This window comes from Fuerstiella marisgermanici (assembly GCF_001983935.1).
Taxonomy (GTDB): Bacteria; Planctomycetota; Planctomycetia; order Planctomycetales; family Planctomycetaceae; genus Fuerstiella; species Fuerstiella marisgermanici.
In genome coordinates this window covers 3,574,894-3,601,877 of record NZ_CP017641.1, presented here as the reverse complement: position 1 = coordinate 3,601,877, position 26,984 = coordinate 3,574,894, and the positions used below count along the sequence as shown (strand labels likewise).

At 56.6% G+C, this 26,984-nt stretch carries 18 protein-coding genes; 11 read left to right on the top strand and 7 right to left on the bottom strand.

What is annotated here, in order from left to right:
- Positions 1 to 2: 2 nt before the first annotated feature.
- A complete protein-coding gene (locus Fuma_RS13560) occupies positions 3 to 1,190 on the top strand; it encodes an endonuclease/exonuclease/phosphatase family protein (protein ID WP_145944154.1) in 1,188 nt (395 codons plus the stop codon).
- Between the two features lie 100 nt (positions 1,191 to 1,290).
- Here the strand turns inward: Fuma_RS13560 and Fuma_RS13555 are convergent, their stop codons facing one another.
- On the bottom strand, positions 1,291 to 1,614 hold the full coding sequence (locus tag Fuma_RS13555) for a hypothetical protein (protein ID WP_077024607.1): 324 nt from the start codon (positions 1,612 to 1,614) through the stop codon (positions 1,291 to 1,293).
- 292 nt (positions 1,615 to 1,906) lie between these two features.
- Positions 1,907 to 2,926: a sugar phosphate isomerase/epimerase family protein gene (locus tag Fuma_RS13550; protein WP_077024606.1), complete on the bottom strand. Its 1,020-nt coding sequence runs from the start codon at positions 2,924 to 2,926 to the stop codon at positions 1,907 to 1,909.
- 240 nt (positions 2,927 to 3,166) lie between these two features.
- On the opposite strand from Fuma_RS13550, the gene Fuma_RS13545 reads away from it, so the two are divergent.
- A complete protein-coding gene (locus Fuma_RS13545; protein ID WP_077024605.1) occupies positions 3,167 to 3,904 on the top strand; it encodes a HisA/HisF-related TIM barrel protein in 738 nt (245 codons plus the stop codon).
- A gap of 48 nt (positions 3,905 to 3,952) precedes the next feature.
- Here the strand turns inward: Fuma_RS13545 and Fuma_RS13540 are convergent, their stop codons facing one another.
- Together Fuma_RS13540 and Fuma_RS13535 are read right to left on the bottom strand one after the other, a co-directional pair.
- Positions 3,953 to 5,446: a DMP19 family protein gene (locus Fuma_RS13540; RefSeq protein WP_077024604.1), complete on the bottom strand. Its 1,494-nt coding sequence runs from the start codon at positions 5,444 to 5,446 to the stop codon at positions 3,953 to 3,955.
- A 142-nt stretch (positions 5,447 to 5,588) separates the two neighbouring features.
- Entirely contained in the window at positions 5,589 to 7,538 is a 1,950-nt protein-coding gene (locus tag Fuma_RS13535; protein WP_077024603.1) for a vWA domain-containing protein, read from the bottom strand.
- An 817-nt stretch (positions 7,539 to 8,355) separates the two neighbouring features.
- Here Fuma_RS13535 and Fuma_RS13525 point away from each other — a divergent pair.
- The 3 genes from Fuma_RS13525 to ypfJ all read left to right on the top strand — a co-directional run bounded on the left by Fuma_RS13525 (position 8,356) and on the right by ypfJ (position 11,123).
- Entirely contained in the window at positions 8,356 to 8,745 is a 390-nt protein-coding gene (locus tag Fuma_RS13525; RefSeq protein ID WP_083732031.1) for a hypothetical protein, read from the top strand.
- 198 nt (positions 8,746 to 8,943) lie between these two features.
- Positions 8,944 to 10,176 carry an LL-diaminopimelate aminotransferase gene (locus tag Fuma_RS13520; RefSeq protein ID WP_077024601.1) on the top strand — a complete coding sequence of 411 codons (1,233 nt, stop codon included), beginning with the start codon at positions 8,944 to 8,946 and terminating at the stop codon, positions 10,174 to 10,176.
- A 71-nt stretch (positions 10,177 to 10,247) separates the two neighbouring features.
- Positions 10,248 to 11,123, top strand: a complete 876-nt coding sequence (ypfJ, locus tag Fuma_RS13515; protein ID WP_077024600.1) for a KPN_02809 family neutral zinc metallopeptidase — start codon at positions 10,248 to 10,250, stop codon at positions 11,121 to 11,123.
- A gap of 261 nt (positions 11,124 to 11,384) precedes the next feature.
- Here ypfJ and Fuma_RS13510 read toward each other — a convergent pair whose 3' ends face one another.
- Complete coding sequence (locus Fuma_RS13510; RefSeq protein ID WP_077024599.1) at positions 11,385 to 12,890, bottom strand: P-loop NTPase family protein; 1,506 nt, start codon at positions 12,888 to 12,890, stop codon at positions 11,385 to 11,387.
- Positions 12,891 to 14,013: 1,123 nt separating this feature from the next.
- Between Fuma_RS13510 and Fuma_RS13495 the strand changes: the two genes are divergently transcribed.
- The 4 genes from Fuma_RS13495 to Fuma_RS13480 all read left to right on the top strand — a co-directional run bounded on the left by Fuma_RS13495 (position 14,014) and on the right by Fuma_RS13480 (position 20,403).
- Positions 14,014 to 15,024: a DUF1559 family PulG-like putative transporter gene (locus Fuma_RS13495; protein WP_077024596.1), complete on the top strand. Its 1,011-nt coding sequence runs from the start codon at positions 14,014 to 14,016 to the stop codon at positions 15,022 to 15,024.
- A 240-nt stretch (positions 15,025 to 15,264) separates the two neighbouring features.
- Positions 15,265 to 15,711, top strand: a complete 447-nt coding sequence (locus Fuma_RS13490; RefSeq protein WP_083732030.1) for a peptidase associated/transthyretin-like domain-containing protein — start codon at positions 15,265 to 15,267, stop codon at positions 15,709 to 15,711.
- 302 nt (positions 15,712 to 16,013) lie between these two features.
- Complete coding sequence (locus tag Fuma_RS13485) at positions 16,014 to 18,674, top strand: DEAD/DEAH box helicase (protein ID WP_077024595.1); 2,661 nt, start codon at positions 16,014 to 16,016, stop codon at positions 18,672 to 18,674.
- Between the two features lie 193 nt (positions 18,675 to 18,867).
- The gene (locus tag Fuma_RS13480; RefSeq protein ID WP_158520973.1) at positions 18,868 to 20,403 is read left to right on the top strand and encodes an FMN-binding protein; all 1,536 of its coding nucleotides are present in this window, start codon (positions 18,868 to 18,870) and stop codon (positions 20,401 to 20,403) included.
- A gap of 261 nt (positions 20,404 to 20,664) precedes the next feature.
- On the opposite strand, the gene Fuma_RS13475 is transcribed toward Fuma_RS13480, so the two are convergent.
- Both Fuma_RS13475 and Fuma_RS13470 read right to left on the bottom strand, forming a co-directional pair.
- A complete protein-coding gene (locus Fuma_RS13475) occupies positions 20,665 to 22,743 on the bottom strand; it encodes a TolC family protein (RefSeq protein WP_158520972.1) in 2,079 nt (692 codons plus the stop codon).
- Between the two features lie 448 nt (positions 22,744 to 23,191).
- Entirely contained in the window at positions 23,192 to 23,578 is a 387-nt protein-coding gene (locus tag Fuma_RS13470; protein ID WP_077024592.1) for a VOC family protein, read from the bottom strand.
- 323 nt (positions 23,579 to 23,901) lie between these two features.
- Between Fuma_RS13470 and Fuma_RS13465 the strand changes: the two genes are divergently transcribed.
- Both Fuma_RS13465 and Fuma_RS13460 read left to right on the top strand, forming a co-directional pair.
- Positions 23,902 to 25,752, top strand: a complete 1,851-nt coding sequence (locus Fuma_RS13465; protein ID WP_077024591.1) for an efflux RND transporter periplasmic adaptor subunit — start codon at positions 23,902 to 23,904, stop codon at positions 25,750 to 25,752.
- A gap of 107 nt (positions 25,753 to 25,859) precedes the next feature.
- Entirely contained in the window at positions 25,860 to 26,936 is a 1,077-nt protein-coding gene (locus tag Fuma_RS13460) for an HlyD family secretion protein (protein ID WP_158520971.1), read from the top strand.
- Positions 26,937 to 26,984: the final 48 nt, after the last annotated feature.

Here is a 26,984-nt window from a genome sequence, read left to right as displayed (position 1 = left end):
TGTTGAAATACTGGCCGGACGGATTTTGTGGGAATGCAGAGACAAAGGCAGGCGGCGTGACGGATCAGACGGTCGACAATGAGGGCGGTTCGAACAAGGTGTTGGAAACGTTCGACGTGGTGTTTTGGAACCTGCAGAATTTGTTTGATCTGGAAGGTTCCGTCATCGCGTCCGACATGGAATACACGCCGGTTCGCGGGTGGGATCGGCGAGCACTCGAAGTGCGCATTGGTAACCTTGCGGATACGATCGGTTCAACCTTCGATGACAACGGCCCCGATCTGCTGGGCATTTGTGAAATCGAAAACGCTCGGATCGCCAATATCCTGATTGATGCGATCGGACGCGAAGACTACGCACTGGCTCACGCGCCCGTGCACAACGCTCAAGGACTGGACACCGCGTTAATTTACTCGACGGACGTGTTTACGATTAACGAAGAGGCGTCGAAGGGGCATGCGGTTGATTTAACGTATGCCACTTCGGATATTTCGGAATTCCATCTGACCGTCAAAAGCAACAATGCGGACCTTGTGGTTCTGGTCAATCACTGGCCATCACGGAAAAACGGATGCCAGCAATCAGAAGCATCGCGGTTGACGGCGGCACAGCATTGTCGCCGGTTGGTGGACGAAAACCTGAAGCTTAGCCGCAAAGATTATCTGAACCTGACGGACAATGAACTGTCACTGCTGGCTCTGAACGCGGCATGGAACCAGAACGTGCTGCTGATGGGCGACTTCAACGACGAACCGTGGGACCGCAGCATTGCGGACGTCTTAGGAGCGGTGTACTCACGCGATCTATTGGAAGACCCGTTGCGTTTCACAGGCGACACGCTGCCTTCGTTCAAGTCGTATCAGTCTCGCACGGCAAGACTGTTCAACCCGATGTGGTCGCTGTTAACGCAACCGGATACGGGAACGAGGCAGGGGCATGGCGCGAATGCGAAGATGGAACTGGTCGACCAGTTTCTGCTGTCGCGTGGCTTGTATTTGGGGCTGAATGGCCTGCAGTTGGAGACGTCGGACGACGGAATCCCTGACGTGCAGATCTATCGACCGGATGAGTTGTGTACTCGGAAGTTGAGGCCTCAGGAATTCAGGCCGGAGTTGCGTGCCGGATACAGCGACCACTTCCCGATCACGACCACGATTCGATCGTTCGGCGTCGGTGAGGAGCGTTCGTAAACCGCCGTGCGGCGCGAGCGGTTCGCTGCACGCAAAAAAAAGCCCGGCCTTTGAGAAAGGCGGGCATCGTGGTCGTCATTCACTTCCAGCAGTGTTCCGATCAGCGAACGGGAGCCAGGCGTGGGCCTTTGGCCGGCGGCGCGTACAGCGAAGGTGGCTGAGCGAAAGGCGACGCAGGACGAGCGTGCGCGGGAGCCGCATCGCAGCCGCAGGCTGGTTTCGCTGGAACGATGTAAATCGGTATTCGGTAGTAAACCGGAACGACTCGGTACCCGGTCGACGCGCGGTACGCGGGTCGTGAGTAGTGATGATGATACGCGTAGCTGGAATGGGAGTAGCCGAACTGAGCCGAAGCGGTGCTGGAAGTGGCAAAGGTCAGCACGCATAGCAGCGCCAGTTTTAGTAGGGCTGATTTGCGGAACATGGTCGTCTCCGAAGAACGAAAAGGCAGGATTTCGAAATGTGCCTCCCTGATCCCAATCGCCTCCATCGTCGCGAATCAGACCTCATATTAGCCGGGGGCGAACTTGTGTCCAGAAGGAAAATGCGGCAGATGAGGGGAATGGGTAGATAGTCGCGGGCAGTGAATGGTGCCTCAAGCTGAAATACCGAACTTTGACCACGGATTTGCGTCTGACGAAGGCAATCGCTGGGGTGCGAGCGGGTTGCATTCGGCACCCAGCGATTTCTTCTGTCAGTCGCGGCAGAATGCCTCGCTAAAATCCACGCAGCTTACGAATGTCTGCAAACGTCCGCAGGTTGTAACCGATTCCAGCGTAGTCCAGGCACGAACAGAGGGCTCGCACGGCAACGCCCATGCCGTCCGGTCCACTGAAGCCGCCGAACTGACCGCCGCCCTTCAGGTGCGGTTCGGTTTCCAGATAGAAGCCTGGAATTCCAAGTTTGGCCAGACGTTCTTCGATGGCTGGCAGTTGTTCACGCAGGTCGCGGAATACTAATTCGTGTCCCGCGTCGCCTTCGTTGGCCGGCACGAAGTTCTTGAGGCGTTCTTCGTCGACGGCTCCGGTCCACGTCATCGACGGGTCGATCCGGTAATCTTTGACGTGCATCCAGCCCAGATAAGGTACCGTCGCTTTATATTCTTCGTAAACCTGAACCGGGTTCTTGTTTTGGCAGGCCACGTTGCCGCCGTCGAAGATCAGCACCATGTTGGGATGGTCGACTCGCTTAGCCAATTCTGCCAGCAGCGGACCGGTTTCGCCCACAAGATTGGGTTCGATTTCCAAACCGTAGACAAGGCCTTCTTTCGCACAAGCGTCTGCGATCTGACGAATCTGATCGGCAGCCTGGTCCAGATGATCTTCCGGCTTTGTGCCTCGCGGATGGTAGAACGAAAAGCCACGAATGAGTTTCGTGTCCAGCGCTTTGGCCGCTTTGATGGTGGCGGCGACTTCGCCGTTGAGATATTCCGCGATGGGGATGTACTTGTTGTGGCTGCCGTCGTCGACATCCAGCAGTTTGATCTTTCCGACTCGAGCCCCCACGCTGGTGACGCTGACTCCGTATTCGGCGTGGTATTCCTTCAGCCGATTCAGCTTTTCAGCGCTAAGATCGACTACGTGTTCAACGGTTCCGTCGCCCGCGACGTCGATAAAGCGAGGGCTGTAGTTACGGATGCCGATGGCGGCCAGAGCCGTCATTTGTTCCAGAGCGGTGCGGTGGTTGGCGGCTTCGTCGGCGAAGGCACTGATGATTACAGATGGCTGGCTGGCCATAGCAGATGAGTCTCCAGATGGATGAATTCGTGTAATGTGGATTGAGGGGAGTCGCCCCAAGGCAGTCGATCTGTGCTGCGTTCACGTAGGCGAATCTCTCAGAGACTCGCGAAAGCAGCAACTTTGTCGCGGTGTCAGTCTTTGAGAGCCTGACCTACGTGAAAATTTGAGTACCATTGGGCTGTCGACGCCGACGGTATTGTCTGCGCGATCCAGCGGAACACAAGCGAACGGAGTTCCATGCAAATCATTCCCGTGATTGACCTGAAAAACGGAATTGTGGTGCGCGGAGTGGCGGGAAATCGCGATTCCTATCGCCGCATTCGCAGCACGCTGACGGAATCCTGCGATCCGTCTGTGATATTAAACCTGTTCGCCACCGACTTCGGGTTCACTCGCGCGTACATCGCCGACCTCGATGCGATTCAGCGAGGCCAGTTGAACCGCTGCACGATTGCGGAGCTGGCTCAAACCAACACTTTGCTGCTCGTCGACCGCGGCGTGCGATGCGCCGACGATGTCGAAGAACTGCTCGATTTGGGTGCCGCCGAAGTTGTCGTGGCGCTGGAAACCCTGCCAGACGCTGAAACGGCCAGACGTCTGCTGCAGCAGTTCGGCAGCGAGCGGCTGGTGCTGAGTCTGGACCTAATGAATGGCTCCGTGCTGTCGGAAAACGCCGCGTTCGCAGACCGACCGGCCGAAGAAGTTGCGGCTGAATTGCTCTCCGTCGGCTTTGAAAAACTGATCGTGCTGGACCTCGCCGCCGTCGGCATGTCAGAAGGAACGCCCACGCTGGATTTGTGTCGGCAATTGCGAAGCAAATTCGCCGACGTGCAGATCATCACCGGCGGCGGCGTGCGATCGGTTGAGGATTTAACACCCATCAAAGCGGCCGGTGTGGATGCGGCGCTTGTGGCTTCGGCGTTGCATGACGGCCGGCTGACGGCCGCTTCCATTCGCTCGTCTTCTGCGAAGTGACGGCTGGGAAACGCAGCTTGGTATCAGACCTGGCTGCGAACTTCGGTGTTATTGTGGACCGCTTTCCGCTTCGTCCGATTGCTGCGACTTCTCGCGTCCCTGCATATTGGCGAGGTTGTATTTGAGCTTCAATTGGGCGAGGACTTCATCTTTAATTTCATACCAGGCGTCACACTGTTCGCGGAATGGGTCTTCCTGAGCTCGTACAAGTTTTGCCAACTGATTTGTTCTGACGTCACGGTCGACCGAAGGGCCAGAGTCGCCGAAGCGTTCAAGTGTGGCGTTCAGGACGCGAAGTCGGCGGCCGGCACCGATGGCCTCCAAACCAGCCTGCGCATCCTGCCAGTGGTTGCTGGAAGAGTTGAAATAGTACTGAGCAAATCCGCCGTTGCTGACCTCACCATCAAGTGTGTCAATCGCGCAGATATGCTTCTCTGCTGCGGTAAGTGCACCCCATCCGTGGTTCTCAACGACGTCCCACGGATCTCGAATCAGCTCGGAATACTGGTAGAAGCGATACATCGCCTCAGATGCACCTTGCACGACGTCCTGCTCCTCGTGATCTAAAAACTGCTCGAACATCGCAAGGTCTTCGTCATTGCGATGTGCTCCGAGGAGAGGCAATGCGTACTGCAAGACATTGCCCATTGGGTGTTCAAGTGGATCCTGGTTTGCGTCATTGATGAGCGTCAGCAGTTTCGATCGAGGAACCTCAACGGACTCTTCGCTGAACGTCTGCAGAATGCGCCATGATGGTTCGAAGTGAACGGTGAACAGTTCGTCGCTGAGCAGGTATTTAACGGCTCGATCACGATCCAGCCCCAACAGCACCGCTGCTACGTCGGATGCGGGACTGAAACTTGTGTTGTCGGGCCACATGTCGGAAACCAGCTTGAAAAAATCGTCCTTCGAAGACGATTCGATTCGATCTCCTGAAATGGCCCGCTGGATGCCCATCAGAGCGTAGCTTTGGACATACTCGTCGGGATCGCTTAGAGCTTGACGCAGTTGGGGGATGGAATCACTGGCACCAATTGAACCAAGAATGAGCGCGACACTCTTTCGGATCTCGTTCTGTTCGGATTCTATAAATGGAGACAGCAGGTTAGCAGCCTCTACCGGTGGTGGAGCATCCTGATCAACAATCTTGCAAAGGCGGTTGATGGGACCTTCGGGAAGGTGAAACTCGCCCGTGGACATTGTCGTCAGCTTTTTGGTCAACGAACTGTCGCGGAGAATCTCCAGTGCTCGCGGATAAGCCTCTGTGCCCAGTTTGGCCAGTACGCGTTCCTTCGTCCACGCCGAATAATCTGACGCGGTCTTAAACACAAAGGAGTCCACCAGCGCGGCGATGTCTGCTGGAGACCCCGACAACAAAGTGGCGGCCTCGTCGACTTCGGCATGCATCCGTTCGAGGTCAGGCATTGAGCCCGGATTACGAAGGACATCCCAGAACGAATTCCTTTGACCAGAACTTGAGCGAGTGAATCCGTAGATCACTGCAGCCAGCAAGAGTGCAGCAATAGCGATGAAAATCTTCATTAACCCGCTGCACTCCTGGCGTCGCGAACGTGTCTGACAAGGTTTGATGCGTCGGCGGTGTGCCGTCCTGCCGACTGGAATGGCCCTGCTTCTGACTTGACCACCCGGCCGGGATTAGGAAGTTTACAATGCGAGCAATGACCTACAGCTTCGGCAGCGTTCGAGCAATTTCTTCGCGGCGACCGCTGGGGTCCCAGAGACGGTCTGTGACGATGTAGCCGAAACCGTCGCTGATTTCACGGGATGCTCGGAAGGCCCATGGCGTGCCTGGATGTTCGGCGATCACGCCATTCAGCAACTCAATCGCTTTCTTCTCTTCTTCCACGACCATTTTAAGATACTCATCCCGCGACATTCCGATATTGAAAGTCTTGTCCAGGCGAGCGAACTGGTCTTCATCAGGAACCAGCGTCTTCTTGTTGCGCCAGAAGTTCCATTCGTTCGACTCGGGGTTTGCTGGCTTCGGCATGTTACTTGCGTGAGCGTCCATTGCCAGCAGGAACTGAAACAGCCGTAGCCGGAACAAATGCAACTGGGCATACGCCAAGTCGTAACCGGCTCGCCAGCGTTGAGACGGCTCGGCCGCTCGCTGAGGCTTCACGTCATCCAGATAGCCTAGCGCTTCATTGATCAGCAGCATCGCTTTGGCCGCCTTGATTGCCTGGCGCCCCGCTTCCTGCTGAAACGGAGCTGGCAGAAGCGGATAATGCTCACGCCGAATGTTCAGTTCCGGGTCGTGTGTTTCAAACAGTATCTTGTTATCAAGCGGATTCAGGCGAACGATCACGTTCCACAACGTTTGGCGAAAGGGACTCTTCGCGCGATCGATGGCATATTCTTCGCGGGACAACAGCAGAGGCGTGTATTCGCGAATCGCCAGAAAGTCGTACTTGCGTTTGAGGTTCACGTCGCGGCCGACGAGGTTCTTTTCGTTGCCGGGCAGGACAAAAAAGATGCCGCCGGATTCGCGCGCCATTCGCACCTGTTCGTACGGACCGAAGCCCGCTGCCTGGCCGTCCCACCGAGCGTGCAGGCCGTCCCACTGAAGGCATTCCGGATACGCGGTTTCCGGGCCACGTCGAATGGGCAGCCAGAAAGTTTCGCTGATGCCTTCGTCCTTGTCTTCGTAAACCCAACGTTGTCGAGCCACCGGATAACCGAACATGCTTTCGCGGCCCATCACGTACACGGGCGACTTCGCCTGCTTTGCCGCGACAATCACCTGTTCGACATAATCGCCGTCATCGCCCGATTCGTCCGACACAACAATGATGGCCAGCTTTCGCTTGCCGGTCGCTGTCGACGCTTTGTACCTATTGATGATTTGTGCCACCGAGCGACACATATTTTCTTCGCCGGATTCGTCGACGGGAACCTTGTCGATCGCTGCCTTCACCTGTTCCGGATCGGCCGTTGGTCGCGGCGTCCATTCGTGAATGTCTTTGCCGTAACTGGCGACCACCGTCAAAAGTTGATCATTGGCGGCTCGACGGCGAAGTTGTTTGTCCTGCGTTGCGACGATGTTGAGTTCGTCGTAGACGCGCATGTAGTTTTCACGAATCTCTTTGCGGTCGTCTTCCAGGCTTCCGGATTCGTCAAACATCCAGATGACCGTCACTTTGGACTGCCGCATCATGCGGGTAATTTCCTGAGTGATCACGCCCATCGCGTCGCCGTAGCCTTCAACCATCGCGCCGACCTCGCCCGTGATTTCGCCTTCGCCCAGTTCGGTCGCCATCACTTCGCCGCTAAGCACCATCGCTTCGACTCGCGGCGCATCGACCGTGGCTTCGTTTAGCACGTTGGCTTTTTGCACGTTCACTGGAGCCGATGCGGGTTGAGCGGCCGCGCCTACGGCGGTGGAGGGGGCTCCGCCAGCAATCACGTTCAGCGTTTCGGCTGGCTTGGTTTCCAGCTCCAGCTGCTGCTCAATCTGCTCGTACGGGATGTCCTCGGTGAAAATCGATTCCAGCAGCAAATCAGAATTCGTGGCCTGAATGGCCAGCGGAATCATCATCAAAACCAGCACGACAACCACATGGACAGCCAGTGAGACCAGGATTGAGGGCGTGTTTTTTACGAAATCGGCCATTCAGAACGCCTTTTGAAGTCACTCATGATGCATTGCCGGTGCGGGTAGACAAACTTTTACTAGCCGGTGAGGCTCATGGGGCCGGATCGATTGCGATGTGGTGCCCCGATTATTGATTGTGCGTGCTGATTCCTCTGTGATCAAGCATTCCGCCCCGACGCTGAGAAATAGGCCGCCGAACGACCCGCATTATTGAAGCTACCCGCGTTTTTGGAATGTCTGCCAGCAAAACAGAACGATTCCCGGCCCAGGCTCTGTCCCTCGATTAGCTGAGCGGCACGGCTCACGAGTTCCCCGGCAAATTTCAGATGACGGGACAGAGCCTGGAGCGTGCGCCTGCAAATTGACGTCCTGACCAGCCCAATTTGTTCGCCGGAAACGCGTTTCGACGCTCGAAAAGTCGCGATTTATGGTCTACGGGCCGTGGCGAGGTCGGAAGTGGGGCAGCGTGGGAGGTAGACGCAACTCCGAATGACGCCGGGAACCATCGTCCTGAATCAGATGGCTGGTTTGCACGGCTACGTTGCCGGTTGCCCACGATCGCGTGACTCACTTCCCGGGGCGACGTGCGTTGTTCGACTTCGGCGTTTCGGCCTGCTTTTTGTGGGTTTCCCAAATTGCCATTTCGCCACTGCCATCGCTGCGATCGATACCGAATGCAGGAACCTGATGGCAAAGTCGAACGTAATGGCGGAATAGCGGTCTCGGCTCTTGCAATTTGCTACAGATCTGAAAAATGTGCGTCGGCGGGGGCTGATGAAAGTTCATCAGAAATCCAAAAGTTTCAAATTGAAAATTGATGACAGGAAGACAGAAGATGTCTAAGTGGAAGACTTTGAGTGCGTTGTTGCTGGGTGCTTGCGTGATGGTTGGGTGCACCGATGGCGGAACCACAACAGACGGTGACGTTGACGCAGGCGAAATGGAAGGCGGCTCAGGCACTGGCGGCGGTGCTCCTGAAGCTGGCTCAGGAATGATGGAATCACTGGAAGACGCGGCTAGCGAAGCCAAGGAATCTGTCGAAGAAGCGGCTGGCGACGCTGTCGAAGCCACCAAAGAAACAGCGGCCGACGCAAAAGCAGCTGTTGAAGAAGCCGCTGGCGATGCAAAAGAAGCTGTGAAAGACGCAGCCGCCAAGGGCGAAGAAGCAATCAAAGATGCTGCTGCAAAAGGCAAAGAAGCCGTTGAAGCAGCGACGAAAGAGTAGTTGACCGCTCTGATTTTTCAGAGGCGAAAAACAAAGGTGAGGTCGCTCGTGGGAGTGCCCTCACCTTTTTTTATTTGATTGATTTTCGATTATCCAGGCGTAAGACAGCGGGCACCATTTCGGCGAGGACGTCGGAACGCTATGAATCGCTTCTGCTGTCCTGTTTGCTCACTTTTAAAGGCCGTAAGAACTTTACACATGGTCCGCATTAACGAAAATTTTCTGAAGCTGAAAGCTGGCTACCTGTTTCCTGAGATCGCTCGACGCGTAAACGCGTTTGCCGATCAAAATCCGTCGGCCGAAATCATCAAACTGGGGATCGGCGACGTCACAGAACCGCTTCCCGCCGCAATCGTGGCCGCCATGCATTCGGCTGTCGACGAACTGGCCAGCCGCGACACGTTTCACGGCTACGGGCCGGAACAGGGCTATTCGTTTCTGCGTGACGCGATCGCTGAACACGACTACAAAGGTCGAGGCGTCAATGTGTCGGCCGATGAGATCTTCGTTTCTGATGGTTCGAAGTGCGACACCGGCAACATTTTAGACATCCTGGGCACCGGCAATCGCATCGCGATCACAGACCCGGTTTATCCCGTTTACGTCGATACGAACGTAATGGCGGGGAACACGGGCGAAGCCGATGCCGATGGACGCTACGGCGACCTGGTGTATCTGCCGGTCACCGAAGAAAACGGTTTTGTTCCGGACCTGCCTACTGAGCCCGTAGATGTCATCTATCTGTGCTACCCCAACAATCCCACGGGGACGGTGGCGTCGCGAGAAACTCTGCAGCAGTGGGTGGATTACGCGAAGCAACACAACAGCCTGATTTTGTTCGACGCCGCCTATGAAGCGTTCGTGTCCGACGACAACGTGCCTCGTTCCATCTATGAGATCGAAGGTGCTCGCGAAGTCGCCATTGAATTCCGCAGCTTCAGCAAGAACGTGGGCTTCACCGGCGTGCGTTGTGCCTTCACCGTGGTGCCCAAAGATCTGAAAGTGAAGATCAGCAGCGGTGACGAAGTCGCGCTGCACCAGCTTTGGAATCGTCGGCAAAGTACAAAGTTCAACGGAGCTTCGTATGTGGTTCAAAAGGGAGCGGCTGCGGCTTATTCCTCTGAAGGCCGCGAGCAAATGAAGCAGTTGATCGACTTCTACATGACAAACGCTCGGCTGCTACGAGAAGGTCTGGAAGCTGTTGGCATTCGTGTCTTTGGCGGAGTCAACGCTCCGTATGTCTGGCTGAAGACACCCAATGATCTCAGCAGCTGGGAGTTCTTCGACTTGCTGCTGGAAAAGGGCCATTTAGTTGGCACACCAGGCAGCGGTTTCGGAGCGTCCGGAGAAGGCTATTTTCGATTGAGTGCCTTCAATAGCCGCAAAAATGTGGAAGCGGCGATTGAACGTTTCAAAACGGCAATTGGTTAAGCCGTCTTTCCACAGTATTCTACATTTCTACTCAACAATGGCGGGCCAGCCAGCTTCAGGGAGAATCAGCTATGCGATGGCGCGGTCGTGAACGAAGTTCGAATGTGGAAGACCGTCGCGGCATGTCGCCGAAAATGGCGATGGGCGGCGGGGGCGGAATTCTCGCGATCATTGTCGTACTGATCGTGAAGTTCATGGGCGGCGGTGCTGGCATGCAGCAACTTGCCGGAAACGCGGCTCGCAATCTGCAGGACCGAGCCGCTCAGGCTCCCGCTGGCGAGGGCATCGACGACGACAACCGCGAATTCGTGGAAGTCGTGCTACGCGACACGGAAACAATCTGGACGAAGCTGTTCGACGAACAGATCGAAGGCGCCAGTTATCAGGAACCGAGGCTGGAGCTGTTTACCGGCCAGACGCAAACAGCCTGCGGCCCGGGCCAGGCGGCGATGGGGCCGTTTTATTGCCCCGCTGACAAAAAGATCTACATCGATCCAACGTTCTTCGATGACCTCGCTCAGCGTCACAATGCAGAAGGCGATTTTGCACAGGCCTACGTCATCGCTCACGAAGTCGCTCACCATGTGCAGAATCTGTTGGCGTTCAACAGGCCGGTCAACGAAGCCAGAGCTTCCGGCGACAAGTTGCTGAGCAACCAGATGTCAGTGCGTTTGGAATTGCAGGCGGACTTCCTTGCCGGCGTTTGGGCACACCACGCTCACCGCGAGTACGGGATTCTTGAAGACGGCGATATGGAAGAAGCGATCAACGCCGCCAACCAAATCGGCGATGATGCTCTCATGGAGGCAGCGGGACGGCGAGTTGACGTTCACAGCTTCACGCACGGCTCGTCGGCTCAACGAGTGCGGTGGTTTAAGCGAGGACTGCTGTCCGGTAACCTGGGCGACTGCCAACAGTTGTTTTCGCTTAGCTTCGATCGCCTGTAACGCTTTGGCTGAAATTCTCAACGCCGGCGCTTCAGCCTGCGTCCCGCTCATCAGTCCACCACGCCAACCGGCCGCGGGGCCATCCCCGTCGACCAACGGGAGGCACGCCGGCGATTCAGCCTTCGTCCCGCTCATTAGTCCGCCACGCCGACCGACAGCGGGACCGTCGCCGCCCGACCAACGGGAGCACCGCCGGCGCTTCAGCCCGGACAACGTCACCCGCCCGCCACGCCAACCGGCCGCGGGGCCGTCCCCGCCCAACTAGCCGGTGCCGAGGCCACGGTCCATGGCTTCGAGTTCTCGTTGGTAGGCGTCCATGCACTTTTCGAGTGTCTCGTGGCTGACCTTCCAATTGGGGCTGTCCTGAGTCGACGTGTTGCAGTGGTCGGTGAGTAGTCGATACAGGAATCGGAACAGGTGGCGGGGCACTCGCAGCTTTCCGAATTTGTTGATCAGTTCCTGTTCGGTGACATCTTCGGCAAAGAAGTTGCGGATTGAGATGGTTTGGTCCGCACCTTCGTCCAGGCAGGCTCGAATGCGGTTGGTGGCCATGTCGTACAGGGACTCACCCGTCCATTCCAGGCTCTTGATGAGGTTTTGCTTATCGAGTCGCGATCGTTCGTAGAATTCTTTTTCTTCGCGGCCGAGGAAGAAGACAACGTCGCGAGGCAGCAGCATTTTGAAACCGATGCCAGGATGCTTCAGGAACTTGTTATCGAACATCGACCACAGGAAATCTTTCATGCGTTGAGCCGACCCGTTGATGAGATGCGGCTCGTCAACTCGGTCGACCAAAATGACCATGCTGGTGAACCCGAGCGGTTTTAAAATCCGCTGCAGCTTGGCCAGCAATTCGTAGCGGTCGTCACTGCGATCACGTGATGGCATCGGCTGGCCGTCCAGTTCTTTCGCGGGGATTCGCGACAGAATGCGGCGTAGTGTGCCTGTGCCGTGTTCCAGGATACGAACCTGCTTGGCGATGTGCCGAGCTCGCCACCACAAAGAGATATTCCGTTTCAACCACGGCGCCCAGCCAGCGGCGATCACGGCGTAAATCCACCATGCTTTTAATGCGGCCAGTTCGCGGAGTCCTTCAGCCGGTGCGTCTCGTAATGCGAAGGCCAGCGTCGCCAAAGTGACCAGCACGCCGAGTAGAAATCGCCAATAGATGCTGAGACCCAGAAATCCGATTCGCCATTTGATGCGTTTCCAGCGACGCCAGTGAGACTGGTCCGAAGACTGATCGTAGAAGGCGGCCAGCATCAGCAGGTCGCGTTTGCGTAGTCGAGACAGGTCTTTCAACTGCTGAAGATTGATGTCGGGGTCCGTCGAATGTTCGTCAGCGATCACGTTGCAAAGCCGGCGCGTTGAAAGCGTGAGCAGAGCGTCCATGTGGTCCCACAGACGCCATTCTTTCAGTGCGTTGTCGGCGTTGCGTTTGCGGCCACGTAACCGGTCGCGGAAGGTGTCCAGAAACGGGTTCAGGTCGTCATAGCTGATGACGAACGCTCGTTCCTGAGGATGCTGCGTGTTGTGTTCGTCGATGGCGTTGATCAGCTGCAGCCGAATCGCCGTCTTGCCCGCGCCCTTTTCGCCGAACACGATGGAAGTGGACGGGTTGTCGAAATCGCCCAGCACTTTGTCCCACGCCGGATGATAGATGGTCGCCGCACAGTGCTTTTGGAAGATGTGATCGGACTGAGCGTCTTCCTGGCTGAACGGATTGATCCGGACTCCGTAGTGTTCAAGAAACTGCTGAATCTTCATGGTGAATTTTTGCTACGGGGCTGGCGGAATTTTCTTCGCCGGATTGGTGAGTTCGGATTGCTATGGAGCATTTTTGGCCCGCCGCACCCGTCAGGCAACGCATGGGGTCAGGAATCCTGGTGAATCCGGGCGACGGCGGCCGAATATAGCACGTTTCGCAAACGCAACGGTCCCGGATTCTGCGGCGGACGCATCAAGCCCACTTTTTCCGGTCGGGTTTCTCAGAAGTGACGCCGCGAAACGGAACTTGTTTCAGCGACTTGCTCGCGTGGCGGATCGTTTTGAGCCCGTCCTGCCTGCCCCGGTTTCCGGACCGTCAGAACTGGCCGTTGGAACCACGTTCTGTCATGCACAATTTGAATCCGCCGCCGCAAAACGGCTGACGTGTTGTAGGCTTCCTGAGTGCCAGCAACGCCGAAACTTCCGCAAGGCACGAACGATCAGCGGGAGGAATCAAAGGGACGATATTCGAGCACGTAGCAGAAGAATGGCCGCAGCAAGTGGCCGGATTGAACTGGGGAATTGAGCCCCCACGAAGACGTTGTGTGATGAGGTCATTGAACGTGACCGAACAACGCACGCGTACATGAATCACGACGGGAGAGCGCCTGGGCGGGTTGAGCTGACCTGCCCCGGTCCACCAGAAACCGCCTCGCCGATTGCTTTCCGCATCGGCGAGGCGTTTTTCGTTCTGGCTTCTCGGCTTCGCCTTCTGCACTTCGAGCGTCACGTTTCATGTGACTTGGTGCACACGCGCTGGCGATCTGCCGTTCGCAAAATCGCAGGTCAGTGAATAGCAATGCCGCGCGCTTTATCCCCTGTACCCGCGCACGGTGCCGCAAACGGTCGATTCCCGGGCAGCCATAATTCCGCGGCAGTCTGGACACCGGATTTGTCGGAATGTAACCCCAATATCTGTGTTATTTGTAAGGTTTAAAAAATAACTATATTGGTAGGAATTGCGGGGTGCCGTTTTAACACCGTTGGCGCTATTCTGCAGGTGGCAGAAGGTCCTATTTCTCAATGCCCATTCGGGTGAACAAGACCGACGCCACGAAGCGAAGCCCGTTCGGGCGATTTTCACAGTCCCTTCTTTTTCCTTTCCTCTTGCATGGAGACACTCATGTTCCGTTCTCATTTGCCACGGAAATCCCTGCGCGGATTTACGCTAATTGAGCTGTTGGTGGTGATTGCCATTATCGCGATTCTTGTCGCCTTGTTGCTGCCGGCGGTGCAGCAGGCTCGGGAAGCGGCTCGACGCACGCAGTGCAAAAACAACCTGAAGCAGTTTGGGCTGGCACTCCACAATTACCATGACGTGTATCGATGCTTTCCGCTCGGGCATCAATACAAAGGGCACTTTGACGGAAACTGGAATTCAGGTCGTGGGGGTCCCGCATACGGTTGGGGCTGGGCACTGTTGCCGTTTATCGATCAGGCGCCGTTGTTTCAGCAGTTCAACTCGAGTCAGCAGTTGGCAGAAACAGCTCCGACTACTCCCGGCGGCAGCATTAGCAACGTCCAGCTGGCTCAGACCACTTTTGAAGCGATGAGTTGTCCGTCTGACCCGAAGCCCAAGAACTTCAACGACGGTGCGATTCCGAAATCAGCGACGACCAGCTACCAGGCGGCGAACAGTTCTTACAACGGGTACGGCGGCACAAACACGCTGCGTCGGAATGGTGTCTTCGCTCGTACCAGCTACGGAACTCAAATCGCCATCCGCGACATTATCGACGGAACGACAAACCAGATAATGCTGTGCGAGACGAAGTGGAAGATGGACGGTAACCGTCGCAATCGCAGCAGGTTCTACGGTGCCGCCGACAACAACGGACTCACGGGAGCTCAGGGAGCCACCAACGCTTTGTGCGTGCAGGGCGAATGGCCCATGAACTGGACCAGCGCCGAAGGCAACCCTCAACCACATCGCACTGCCGGAAGCCAGCATGTGGGTGGAGCTCAGTTTGTATTGGGTGACGGTTCGGTTCGCTTCATCAGCGAAAACATCGATCACACATCAACTCCGTGGACAAACAACGCAAACGCGTTCAAGCAGCCTAACGGCGAAGCGTACGGCACCTATCAGCGGCTGTTTTCCAAAGACGACGGCTTTGTCACTGGTGAGTTCTAACCTGGTATAGCCGACTGAACTGCAGGCCAGCATTCGCGTAGCTGCATTCGCCGTCGTGGTGGCGAGAGTGCAGCTACGTTTCTTCGCACCAGCGATGCACTCCTGCTGCTGCCTTGGTGTAGCTGCGGGTGTGCGAGCCCGCGCCTGGCGTCATCGCGGCTGGCTTGATATCCGCTGATTGCCGACCGACTTCATTTGGCCGACGCGTCCTTGTTTGAGTTTTTTGAAAGGAGCTAATCGATGTCGATTATTCGTTATATGGCCCTTGCAGGCACACTGAGTATCTTTGTTGGATGTGGTGATAGCGGTCCGGAGATCGCCACCGTCACGGGAACCATCACAATGGATGACGCGCCGTTGCCGAATGCGTCTATTATCTTTCAACCAGAACGAGGCCGACCGGCCGGTGCACGGTCGGACGAAAACGGTGAATACGAACTGAACTTTTCTGGTGGCCGCATGGGAGCTCAGCCGGGCACCTATATTGTCGCGATCAGAACCGCCAGGGAAGGGAGTATTGAAGACGATGGAAGTCGGTCGCCAGGCAAGCCGGAAACAGTCCCAGCCCAGTACAACGTTTCTTCGGAGCTTAGATATACCGTTGAAGCAGATAAGGCCAATGTCGCTGATTTCAATCTGACGTCGGATGGCGAGCTGCCTGAGGAAAAAGCGGCTGACGATAACTAGATGGCCCCCTATGGGATTGGGAGCGGCGTGTGGTCGGGGTTGGAGCGAGGAACGAGTGAAACGGCGGGGTTTCATTCGCTTCGGTCAGTTCAATCCCGGCCACCCGCGAAGGAGCCGTGCACCCATTTAGGTGGGGAGTTATTTAGACCGGAGCTGGTCCTCAAACGGCTTGGGAACGGGGGACTTTCGTGTTGCGATAGCGGCACAGGCGATTGAACGGGGCATTTGACCGCTGGCAAATGGAGTGACGGCGACGTAAAACACGTCGCTGGAAACTTGTCACACCAACGGAGCCTGCGGCCATGGGAATGGATGCATTTGTTGATTATCTTGAGGGCCGCTTTGCCGCTCAGATTTCGTCGCACACCGTCATGCAACCCACCGGTGGCGACTTCGAACCGCTGCCCGAACAACTTGATCCGAAACTGGCCGCTGCGTTGAAATCCAAGGGGCTGACTTCGCTTTACAGCCATCAAAGCGAAGCCTTCGAATCGATTCGCCAGGGGCAGGACACCGTGCTGGTGTCCAAAACGGCCAGCGGAAAAACGCTCTCGTTCCTGCTGCCGATTCTGCACGACTATATCACATCGGATGCTCCGTTCGGCGTGGCATTGCTGTATCCCACCAAGGCTCTGTCACGCGATCAGGAAGGCACGCTGGGCGGCCTGTTGCAGGCGGCCGGCGCGGACATGCGCTTGGGCACCTTCGATGGCGACACGCCACGCGAAGAACGCAACCGGATCCAGTCGCAGGCTGATTTCATGATCACGAATCCCGACATGCTGCATTCGGGAATCCTGCCGAACCACAGCCGCAAATGGCGGACGTTTCTGTCGCGGCTGAAGTACATCGTTGTCGATGAAGTCCACACTTATCGTGGGGCGTTTGGGTCTCATGTCGCAAACGTCATGCGACGGTTGCTGCGAGTCTGCGAAATGCATGGCAGCAGGCCGACGTTTGTGTGTTCGTCCGCAACGATCGGCAACCCGGGTGAACACGTCGAAGCATTGTTCAATCGACCGTTCCATCTGATCAATCGGGACGGAGCACCTCGGCCGCAGCGAGACTTGTACCTCGTGAATCCGCCCGTGGTGCAAAGTCATGGACACGCGATGTACCGCAAGGGGCCGAACTCGATCAGCATTCCTCTGATCCGCGAAGCTACTCAACAGGGAGTCCGGACCATCTGCTTTTGCCGGTCGCGTCAACAGGTCGAACGCTTGGTGCGAGCCGTCACGGATGGGCGGCCCGAAATGAAGAAGAAGGTGAAGCCGTATCGCGGTGGCTTGTTGCCCAACGAACGTCGGCAACTGGAACGCGATCTGGCAGAAGGCCGCGTCACCACGATTGTCAGCACGAATGCGCTGGAACTTGGCATCGATATCGGGGATCTCGATCTGTGTTTGCTAAGCGGCCATCCGGGTTCGATGTCCAGCTTCTGGCAGCAGGCGGGGCGAGTCGGCCGACGGGGTTCTCGCGCAGTGATCGTGTACGCGGCTCGAGACACACCGATCGATCAGTACTTCGTGAATCACCCGGAATTCCTGCAGCGTGCGCCCATCGAACAGGCGTGGCTGAACGCAGACAATCCTTACATCCTTCTGCAGCACCTTCCCTGCGCGGCTCACGAACACCCGTTGCGCGATACCGAACCCGCGTTTCCCGAACCGGCTTACGGTGCGGCCCTGGAAGTGTTGAAGGACGATGGCACGTTGAAGGAATATCACGGCAACTATCGTTACGCGATGCGTGACTATCCGGCCAAAGGTGTGAACCTGCGCGGCATGACGGACTACAACATCGAAATTTTCTGCGGCACCGAAGTTATCGGCGAAATCGATCCCATTGGAGCTCGCGGCGAACTGTATAAGGACGCGATCTATCAGCATCTTGGCCGTCGCTATATGTCGATGGATCTGGACCTGGAAAAGAAGCTGTGCCGCGTGGATCCCGTCGATGTCGACTACTACACCGAATGCGTATGGGAAAGCCGAGTGACAATTACGGAGTTGCTGGAAAGTCAAAAAGTCGGGTGTCCAGGCGTCAGCCAAAGTAGCCATCACTCTCCGAGTGATGAGGTGCGCGGTTCGGAGATTCAAACAACGGCGAGTGAGCGTCCGAATCTTGCAGATTCGGATAGCGATCTCGCCGATGCGTCGCGTCCGGACGAAGGGGCTTCAGGCTCACAATCGGCCTTTGCGCCGCTTGTCACGCGGAGCGATGACGGCTACGTTGAGGAAAACACCTCAAGACTCGATTTCGGCTACATCAACGTCAACCGGCAGCCCAAGCTGTACAAAAAGATTCGCGAACGCACGCTGGAAAACATCGGCTACGGCCCGATCACGCTCGACCCGTTCATCTACGACACCGCTGGGTTTGCTCTGTACCCATCCGAACACTGGCGCACTGCCATCGAAGCGGCTGACAAACGCCACATTGGGGCAGGGCTTTATGGGCTGGCGTACATATTGAAGCGGACGGCACCAAGTCTTTGTTTGTGCGATTCGCAAAACATCGAAACCGATGTGTCGCTAACCGAAGTGCAGCCCGGCGAATGGCGTAGCGCTCTGTACCTGTTCGACACCATCGAAGGCGGCGTGGGCTACGCGGAGAAAATCTTCGAAGTGTTCAGCGAAGCGCTCCGGTTGGCGGAAACCATCATCAACGACTGCCCCTGCCTTGCTGGTTGCCCGGCGTGTGTGACATCGCTGCCGCCGGGGGTCGAAGACGAAGAACTGCAGCAGTTGCTGATGGAAAGCAATGCCTCTGTGGAATGCACCAAAAGCCTGATCACGGCTCTGCTGACCGGCGAAGTCGTGTTGCCGGAAATCACTGAATTCGCGCTGGCCGAACCCGACGCCGTCATTCCGCCGGACGTTGACGAAGAATTCGAACGATTGAAGAATCGATTAAACAAAGCCAGCGGCATCTTGAAAAAGAAGCGGGAACGAATTCATTAGTCCGTCGCCACTGAACATTGTCGAACCGCCAACGCCAGTTCGAAACGGGTGGAAGCCGCGACTGGCAACTTTGCTGCGCTGCCTGCTGGTCATGTTGTTGGCGTTAGGATTGCGTGTTGCTGCCGAACGTCGTCAGGGAGCGCAACGACAAGGCGATACGCCTTCCATTATTTCACTTCAGCAAGCTCGAATATTGCAGCCAACCGCGGCCGAAGTTCGATCGCCAACCAGCGACGGACTTCAGGAGATTGTCGACGACAACGGCAACAGCTTGGGACACGTGTGTCAAACGTTGCCAGCGGCGAAAAAGGTGGTCGGGTATCGTGGACCCAGCAACGTCGCGTTGCTGCTGGACGAACAACTGGTGGTGACGGAAGCCGACCTGCTGTTTAGCGACGACACTCCCGACCACGTGGCCGCTGTTGAACGTGACGAAGACTTCCTTTATCAGTTTCGTGGCTGGACTTTGGGGGATTCGTCGACGTTTACGGACGTCGACGCGACAACAGGAGCGACACTCACAGCGCTGGCCATTGCAGAAGGTATTGCCGTGCGACTCGGTGGTGAAAAACCGTCGCTCCGTTTTCCGGACGATCTCAACGAAGAAGACCTGACAGCGATCTACGGCCCTGACCACGGTCAATCGTTGCACGTCGTTAACAGCGTGGAAGCTCAAGTGCAGAATTCTGATGGCCAGGTAGTCGGGCGGCTGATTCGCACGGGACCGCTTGTGGATTCGATTGCCGGCTATCAGGGCCCGAACGAACTCCTGATCGCCACAGACATGGACGACGTTGTCACTTCGGTGCGACTGCGACGAACTTTCGACAACGAACCGTACTCCGGATACTTAAACGAAGACGACTACTTCTGGAAGGTATTCCTTGAGCGACGATTGTCCGAACTTGGCGGCATCGACCTTGTGGCGGAGCAGATTGAAGGTGTTTCCGGTGCCACGATGACCAGCCTTGCCGTGGCCGAAACAGTTGTGGCAGCGGCCACCGAATTTCAACGTCGCCAGCAGGAACAGGCGAGTCAACGACAGCGGCGACAGGTTCACTGGAGTCCTCACGATACCGGCACCGTGATTGCGCTGGTCCTGGCGATTGTGATTGGGACAACACGCCTGCGAGGAGTTCGGTGGTTGCAGATGTTGTGGCTGCTGATTCTGGTTGGGTATTTTGGATTGATGACCGGCAACCTGATTTCGCTGGCCGTGCTGACCGGCTGGGCGGCGAACGGAATAGCATGGAAGCTGGCTCCGGGGCTGTTCGCCGTCGTGGCCGTCAGCATGCTGTTGCCTCCGCTCACAAAACGCAACCTGTATTGCACGCACATCTGTCCTCACGGAGCCGCTCAACAGTTGCTGCGTCGGCTTCCGGTCAAGAGCTGGAAGCCGCGCAAGAAGGTGTTGAAGTACTTGACCTGGATGCCGGGAATTCTGCTGACGGCGGCCGTGTTAGTAACTCTGTTGCACGGAGCGGGAAATTTATCGGCGTGGGAACCCTTCAGTGCTTGGATTTGGTACGTCGCCGGCGCTGGCAGCATCGTGTTCGCCGTGCTTACGCTGGCGGCCTCAGTCGTGATTCCGATGGCCTATTGCCGATTCGGCTGTCCGACCGGACGACTGCTGGACTACCTGCGTCATTCCGCCCGAGCGACTCGAGTGACGCTCGCGGACGTGGTGGTTGTGGGTTTGACCCTCATCGCGTGGTCGTTTGCCCGGTAAGTCCAGACGGTGTCCTCGATCGACCCCTCCCGCAATTTATTGCGGGAGGGGTCGATCGAGCGAAGCAAGATCGGGGGAGGGCGGATGGCACGTTGAAAGCACGCTTTACTGGCATGCTCCCCGCTCGCACGGCCGCCTCCCGAACATTGCGTTGCTCGTTCGACCTCCCCCGGACGCTTCGTTGGGGGGGGGGCAGCATCCTTCGAGGCGTGGTCATGAGCCTCGCGGCCCGCGCGAGTGATCACAACCGACGCGGTCACCTCAGAACGTTGGCACCGGTCCATCGGCTTGAGCGAACGGGTTCGACGTGGCTGGCTTGGCAGTGCCGGCGTCGATCGGTTCGACGGCGGGAGCGATTCGCGGCGCGGTGCTGTGGCTTTCGGAAACAGTTGCCGTTGTTGCAGCCGTCGTACTTTGATCGCCGACACTGGCCGTCACATCAGCCGAATCCGAAGTTGTCTCACGCTTGTTGCCGTCGTATGCGGTCGCAACGGTTTCTGCAATCACGCCTGTGTCCGCCGCTACTCGCGACTGATGTTCGAAGATAAACAGGTTGTGATAGGACAGCAGCGAACCTTTTTCCAGATGGACGTTTTTCAAAGCCACCGCGTATTCTGTGCGAGCTCGAAAGTATCGCAACTCGGCCTCCACGGTTCGGCGTTGAGCGTCCAGCAGATGATCGACTTCGATATCAATGTCTTCGTCGTCCTGAGCTTCATAGGCGGCGAGAACTTCTTTTGCGGCGAGGTAACGGTTGAGGCTGTTCTGGCAGGCCTCGTACGCTCGCGACGCATCCGCGATGGCGTTGGTCAGATTATGAATGACCTCACGCTGCTGTTCGCGTTGAACGATCTTTTCTCGGGTGAGGTAAAGTTCGGCATTCGAAACGGCCAGATGTCCTTTGCGGTAACCGATCGGAACTTCGTATTCGAAGCCCACAAACCATTCCTGCTGATCGCCGTCCAGCATGTTGCCAATCGACGATGCTGGAACGCTGGAACTGTTTCCCTGCTTTAGCAGGTCGTCACCGAAGCCGCGAAATCGATAGCGGCCGACTGCATCCAAACGTGGATTGAGAAAGTTCCTGGCGGCGAGCAATTCCATTTCGCGACGACGCACCAGCATCTGCTGCTTTCGCAATTCCGGTCGCAGCTTCAGAGCATCCTGTTGCACGATGTCCCAGTCGAACACGATATCCGCTTCCAGCGGTTCGTCAGACGGACGAATCATTTGCCCGTCTGAAATCTGCATACCGATCAAAAGTCGCAAGCGGCGTTCTGTAGTTTGCACACCTCCCGACGCTTCCAGAGTTCCTCCGGTGCTGCCGCTGCCGGTGCGAGTTCCTCGACTGATTCGTCCGGTTATGGCTTCGTCCACGTCGGCCTTGAAGCGATAATACTGTTCGCGAGCCAATGCTTCTGCCGCGCCGGATTCCAGATCGCTTTCGGCACGAGCCTTAATGCGGTTCCACGCTTCAAGCGACAGCTTCATCGCGCGGCTGCGCGCGTCGAGGTCTCGATAGGCGAAGTACAAATCCCAGTACGCATTGGTGACGTCATTCACATAATCTCGAACAGATGTTTCGAAATCGGTTTGAGTCATGTCGGCGCTGACTTTGGCCAACATCACGCCGTTGTACACGCCGGGGCGACTGCCTGGTCCCGCAATCTGATTGAATTGCAGGCCGCCTCCTTGCAGCAGCGGTTTACGAACTTCGCCTTCGACATACGTGTTCCATGCACTCGGAAACGTATTTCCTGGTGCGTTGTTGGCGTCGTACAACGAAATAGATCGCAGCGCGAATTTAGAACCGGTGGCTGTGATCTTTCCCAGTTCCAGTTCGTATTCGGCCAGATCCTGCTGAAACCTATTGATGCCGCCGGCGAAGAACGGATTGTTGTAGAGTTGATCGTTGTTGCTGAAGAACGCGGCCGCTTTGAGTTGAGCATCGAAGGCGGAAAGAGCGGCTTCGGGGCTGAAGCGTGGATCACTCAACGCCAGCTTTCCCGTTAGCCGCGATCGGATAGCGGCCGGGTTGCTTAAGACCGTTCCGCCAAGTTCTCGCAGCACATCAGAGTTCTGTAGTGCGATCTGCAGGATTTCGTCCAGCGACATGTCGCGATATTCGATAGCCTCAAGATCCGCTCGCTGCCGCAATGTGACCGGAGCGTCAGACCACGCGACGGGATGCACTTCCGCCACCGGGTGTTCGACTTTGCATACGATGTTGTCGATGCAACTGGTGTCGTTTCCGACGGTCTCACGCCACGTTTCGCCTGACCGACAGCCGCACGCCGCAACCAGCAGCAACAGGCTGTTTGCGACGGCCAGCCAGGCCACGCATCGAGCCCGCCGCACAGTCCGCCGTGGCCAAACGACGTTCCGGGCGAGTGTTCGCTCGCGCAGCTCAGCAGTTTGGTGACAGTGGTGGCTCATGAAGTTGGTCACGAACGGAAGTGAAGTCAGGGCGTTCTTGCGGTCTTAAGAGACCGGACAGTCCTGATCTTCGGCACATGACGGTTGTGCGGTGTGCCCTGTCCTGCTGATTGCTCCCGTCGGTGCGGTTATTCACGCACCACATTGCGGACAGCCGATTCAGCCCGCAGATTCTACCTGACCGGACCAATCCCATTTTCAGGCCAGGTCCGCAGCTGACTGTCGGCCCCAGCGAGTGCCGCGCATTCCATGTGACCTCATTCGCAATAAGCAGACAGCCTCTCCCCCGTTTCCCAGCGGCCCGGCCTGCTGCGGTGTTTATTCACAAGGCGTTCTCAAAAAGTCGTTGTTCTTAAGTGTCGGTGTTCGAATGGAGGGCGACACGATTTCCTTCGCTGTCGACAATCAGAGCTCGAAAACCGTGCGGTCCGATTGAATGAACCAGCTCGACAATCTTTCCGCCGTGTGTCTCCACCTTGGCGACCGCATCTTTGATGCGGCCATCTGCGTTAAGGTACACGAGAATCCCACGTTCTGATGAAATTGCGTCGGCGTCCACAACGAGACAACCACCGTTCCCGGAATCGTGTTCCAATACACAAAACTCAACGTCTCCAAATTTCTCCCGCGCGACATTGATGTCCAGCACTGCAGCATAGAACTCTCTGGCTCGACCCAGGTCTGCCACAGGAATGTCCATCCAAACAGCTCGATTGTGCTTCGTATTCAAATCACTCATCGTTGCCCCTTGTGTGCATTGATTCGCCAAAAGAAAAACATCAAGTCGCCTCGCGATTGTAATCATTCAGCAGGCTTTGGAAACGCAATCTGGCTTTGTGTGCGGGGGGGAGCGCGTTGAGTACTCAGCTTCCACGGGTGCGCTGACTGTTCAACCCCCGCACTTGATAATTGTGAGACTGCCGCAGAATCTGTGGAAGAGAACCTCAGCTTTTTGAAAAAGCCGACCTGGTTTGGTCGGTTCTTTTTCGAGTGTCGTCGTATCATCCTGATTCTGATATGCGTTCCAGCGATTCCTGTTCGCCACAATCAGCAACCGAATCGATGACGGATACGTGGCTGCACAATTTTGAAGCGGCGTTGCAGCGACTGGAAACGGCCGCGATGGCGGATGCTGCGCTGTCGGAGTTACATCGACTGACGGAAGCGTGCGTTGGTCCGCTGGCAGATCGGAGCCGTGTTTGCGTTTGGTTGCGACGTCAAAATTCTGCCGAACGGCTGACGTCGGCAACGGTAGACGAGGACAAACAGGCGGTGGAAGATGATGCTGGTTTGGCAGAGAAGCTGCACGGACTGGCGGAATCGGGACACGCGATTTTTGATTCGACCAGCACCGATCACGGCACGACTGCTGGAATGGCTGAGAAGTCTCTGCTGGTTGCCAGCCCATTAGCGGTGTCTGTGGCCTGCGTGCTGCAGGTTCGTTTTAATGGGTTGAACGTACCCGAATCGAGCTTTATCGAAGCCTGCCGCGTTGTTGTTGACGTGCTGGCTCGATACGTTGGCCGTCACGAGCTGTCCGGCGCAGAAGACCGATTGCAGCGACAGGCAGCGTTGACCGGCCTGGCGACACGATTGCAGCGAGCGACGTCGCTTGCTGAGGCTGCGTCGCTTGTTGCTCAGGACGGCGTCGCGGTCTTTGGCGATTGTCGAATTTCGGTGCTCACCAACCAAAGCGGCCGCTGGAAGATGCGGGCGGCCACGGGCGTGCGTGATGTCAACCGATATTCCGAAACTGTTCGACAGATCGAATCACTGGCTGCCTCGGACGAATTCGCATCCTGGACGTCGCCGCCAACCGTATCCGCGGACGCAGAAACGGCCGCCATAAATCCGACGTCGATGATGCGAATTCTGAAGCTGCACCGTTCGGACGCTGCCAATCAACCTTCGCCGTTTGCAGCCATCAGTGTGGAACTTTTCGAAGAGCAATCCCAGCCGGATGAAGGGCTGGTTGAGCAATTTCGAGAAATCGCGTCGAACGGCCTGCTGCGTTGGTGCCGAACTTCGTCCCGCATTTTCGGTTCGACAATTCTGAACAGTCGGGCGGCACGTTGGGCCACAATGGTGGCGGTGCTGATGCTGGCTCTTGCATTCATTCCGGCGCGGTTTGAAGTTGAGGTGCCAGGTCAGATTACTTCGCCCGATCGGCAACGAATCTTCGCGCCAGAGAACGGAACGATCGCTGTGGTGTTGTTCGAAAACGAAGCTTCCGTTTTGTCCGGCGATATCTTGCTGCGGATGACGAATGCCGATCTGGAACTCGAACTACAGCGCATCCAGGGCGAATACGATTCGGCCGCGGCGGAACTGACCGCAGTGAGGGCTCAACGCATTACGGATTCGCAACCGGAACTAAGCGGCACCGAGCAGCGGCTTGAACAGCGAATGAAACACCTGCGAGAACTACTCAGGCTGCTGCAGAATCAGATAGATTCGTTGAACGTCGTCGCTCCTTTTTCAGGGACCGTGTTCCGCAAAGACCCGCTGCGTGAGCTGATGTCGCGGCCGGTGCAGCGAGGTCAGTTGCTGTTGGAAATTGTCCCGGCCGATACTCAGTGGCAGCTGGAACTGACAATCCCGGATCACCTTGCTGCGTATGTGCGTGAACGAGTGTCTTCGGTGGAGGACGCGCCTGCGGTTCGGTTTATGTTGAAAGCCGCACCGGATCAAACACTGACAGCGACACTAGGCTCAATCGATGATGCGTTTCAGGTGATCGATGGTCGCATTGTTTGTCGAGCGACAGCCGAGCTGGATTCGCTTTCCAATGTTGATTTGCGGTCAGGCGAGTCGGCATCGGCGTTCATCGACTGCGGCAAACGTTCGTTGGGGTTCGTTTGGTTTCGCGAAGTGATAGAATTCTGGCATCAGCTTCAGTTCGCGTGGTTCTAGCGGCAATCGGCAAGGCAACCAGTATGATTATTGAACGGTACTTTCGGCGTTCAATCCCGTTCGCCAGTGTGGGGAAAACTCTTCACGGTCTGTCAGTGAGTGCACTGATGACGCCGTTGATTCTGCTGGCATTGACGGCAATCCACGCAATGGCCGACGAACCGCAGCCAGACACCAAGCCGGATGCGCCACTGACGGCTCAGGTGACGATTCGCCTAGTTAGACAGGCGGACGTCCCCGTTCGCGATGCTGGCGTGCTGGCGAAATTGTCGGTATCTGAAGGCGCGTCCGTCAAAGCGGGTGACGTTCTGGCTGTGCTCGAAAACGAACAGCAACAGTTGGGTTTGAAGGCAGCGATGCTGAACCTGCAAATGGCGACGATGGCGTCAGAAAACGGACACGCCGTGGAAACAGCGGCCGCTCAATTGGCGCATGCCGAGTCTGCTCGACGCGTGTCCGAAGTGGCTCTGAAAATTTCAAAGATTGAAGCCGACAGCGATGTGGACAAGCGGATCGCCGACGCCGAGACTCAGCTTCGTCAACTGGAATTGGAACGCGCCGAGAACGCTCGCCGTTCTTTCAAGGGCAGCGTGTCGGAATCACAAATCGATCGGCTAAGAACGTCGCTGGAGCAGGGGAAACTCGAAATCGCCAAAGCGATGGACGACGCTCGCACAAAGCGACTGAAGCCTGAGGCCGAACAGGCGTCGATTGACCAGAAGAATGATGAGATCCGCCGCTATGACGCGTTACTAAAGCAGGAAAAGCACCGCCTGGTTGTGGCAAAAGTGAGCGAGAATCTACAGATCAATGAAGTCGCGCTGGCTGAATTAAAACTGGAACACCGCAACGTCCGCGCTCCGTTCTACGGCAGCGTGGTGGAGTTGAAGGCTCAGGTCGGTGAATGGGTTCCAATCGGAGCGCCGGTGTTTCGGATGATTGATCTTGGCACGCTGCGAGCCGAAGGGTTTCTTCCGCTGAAGGCAACCGCGACGCCTCTGGTTGGACGTTCCGTGGCCATCGAAGTGATGACGGGCGCAGGCACGAAGCGAGTGACCGGAAAGGTTGCATTCGTGAGCAGCGAAGTGGACCCGGTGAATCAACAGGTGCGTTTTTGGGCCGATTTTGAAAATCCCGATCAGATTGTGCTGCCAGGTTTAAAGGGGACGTTGACGATTGAGTGAGTTCTTTAGAACCACGAAAGGACACAGATGAACACGGATTTCACGAGC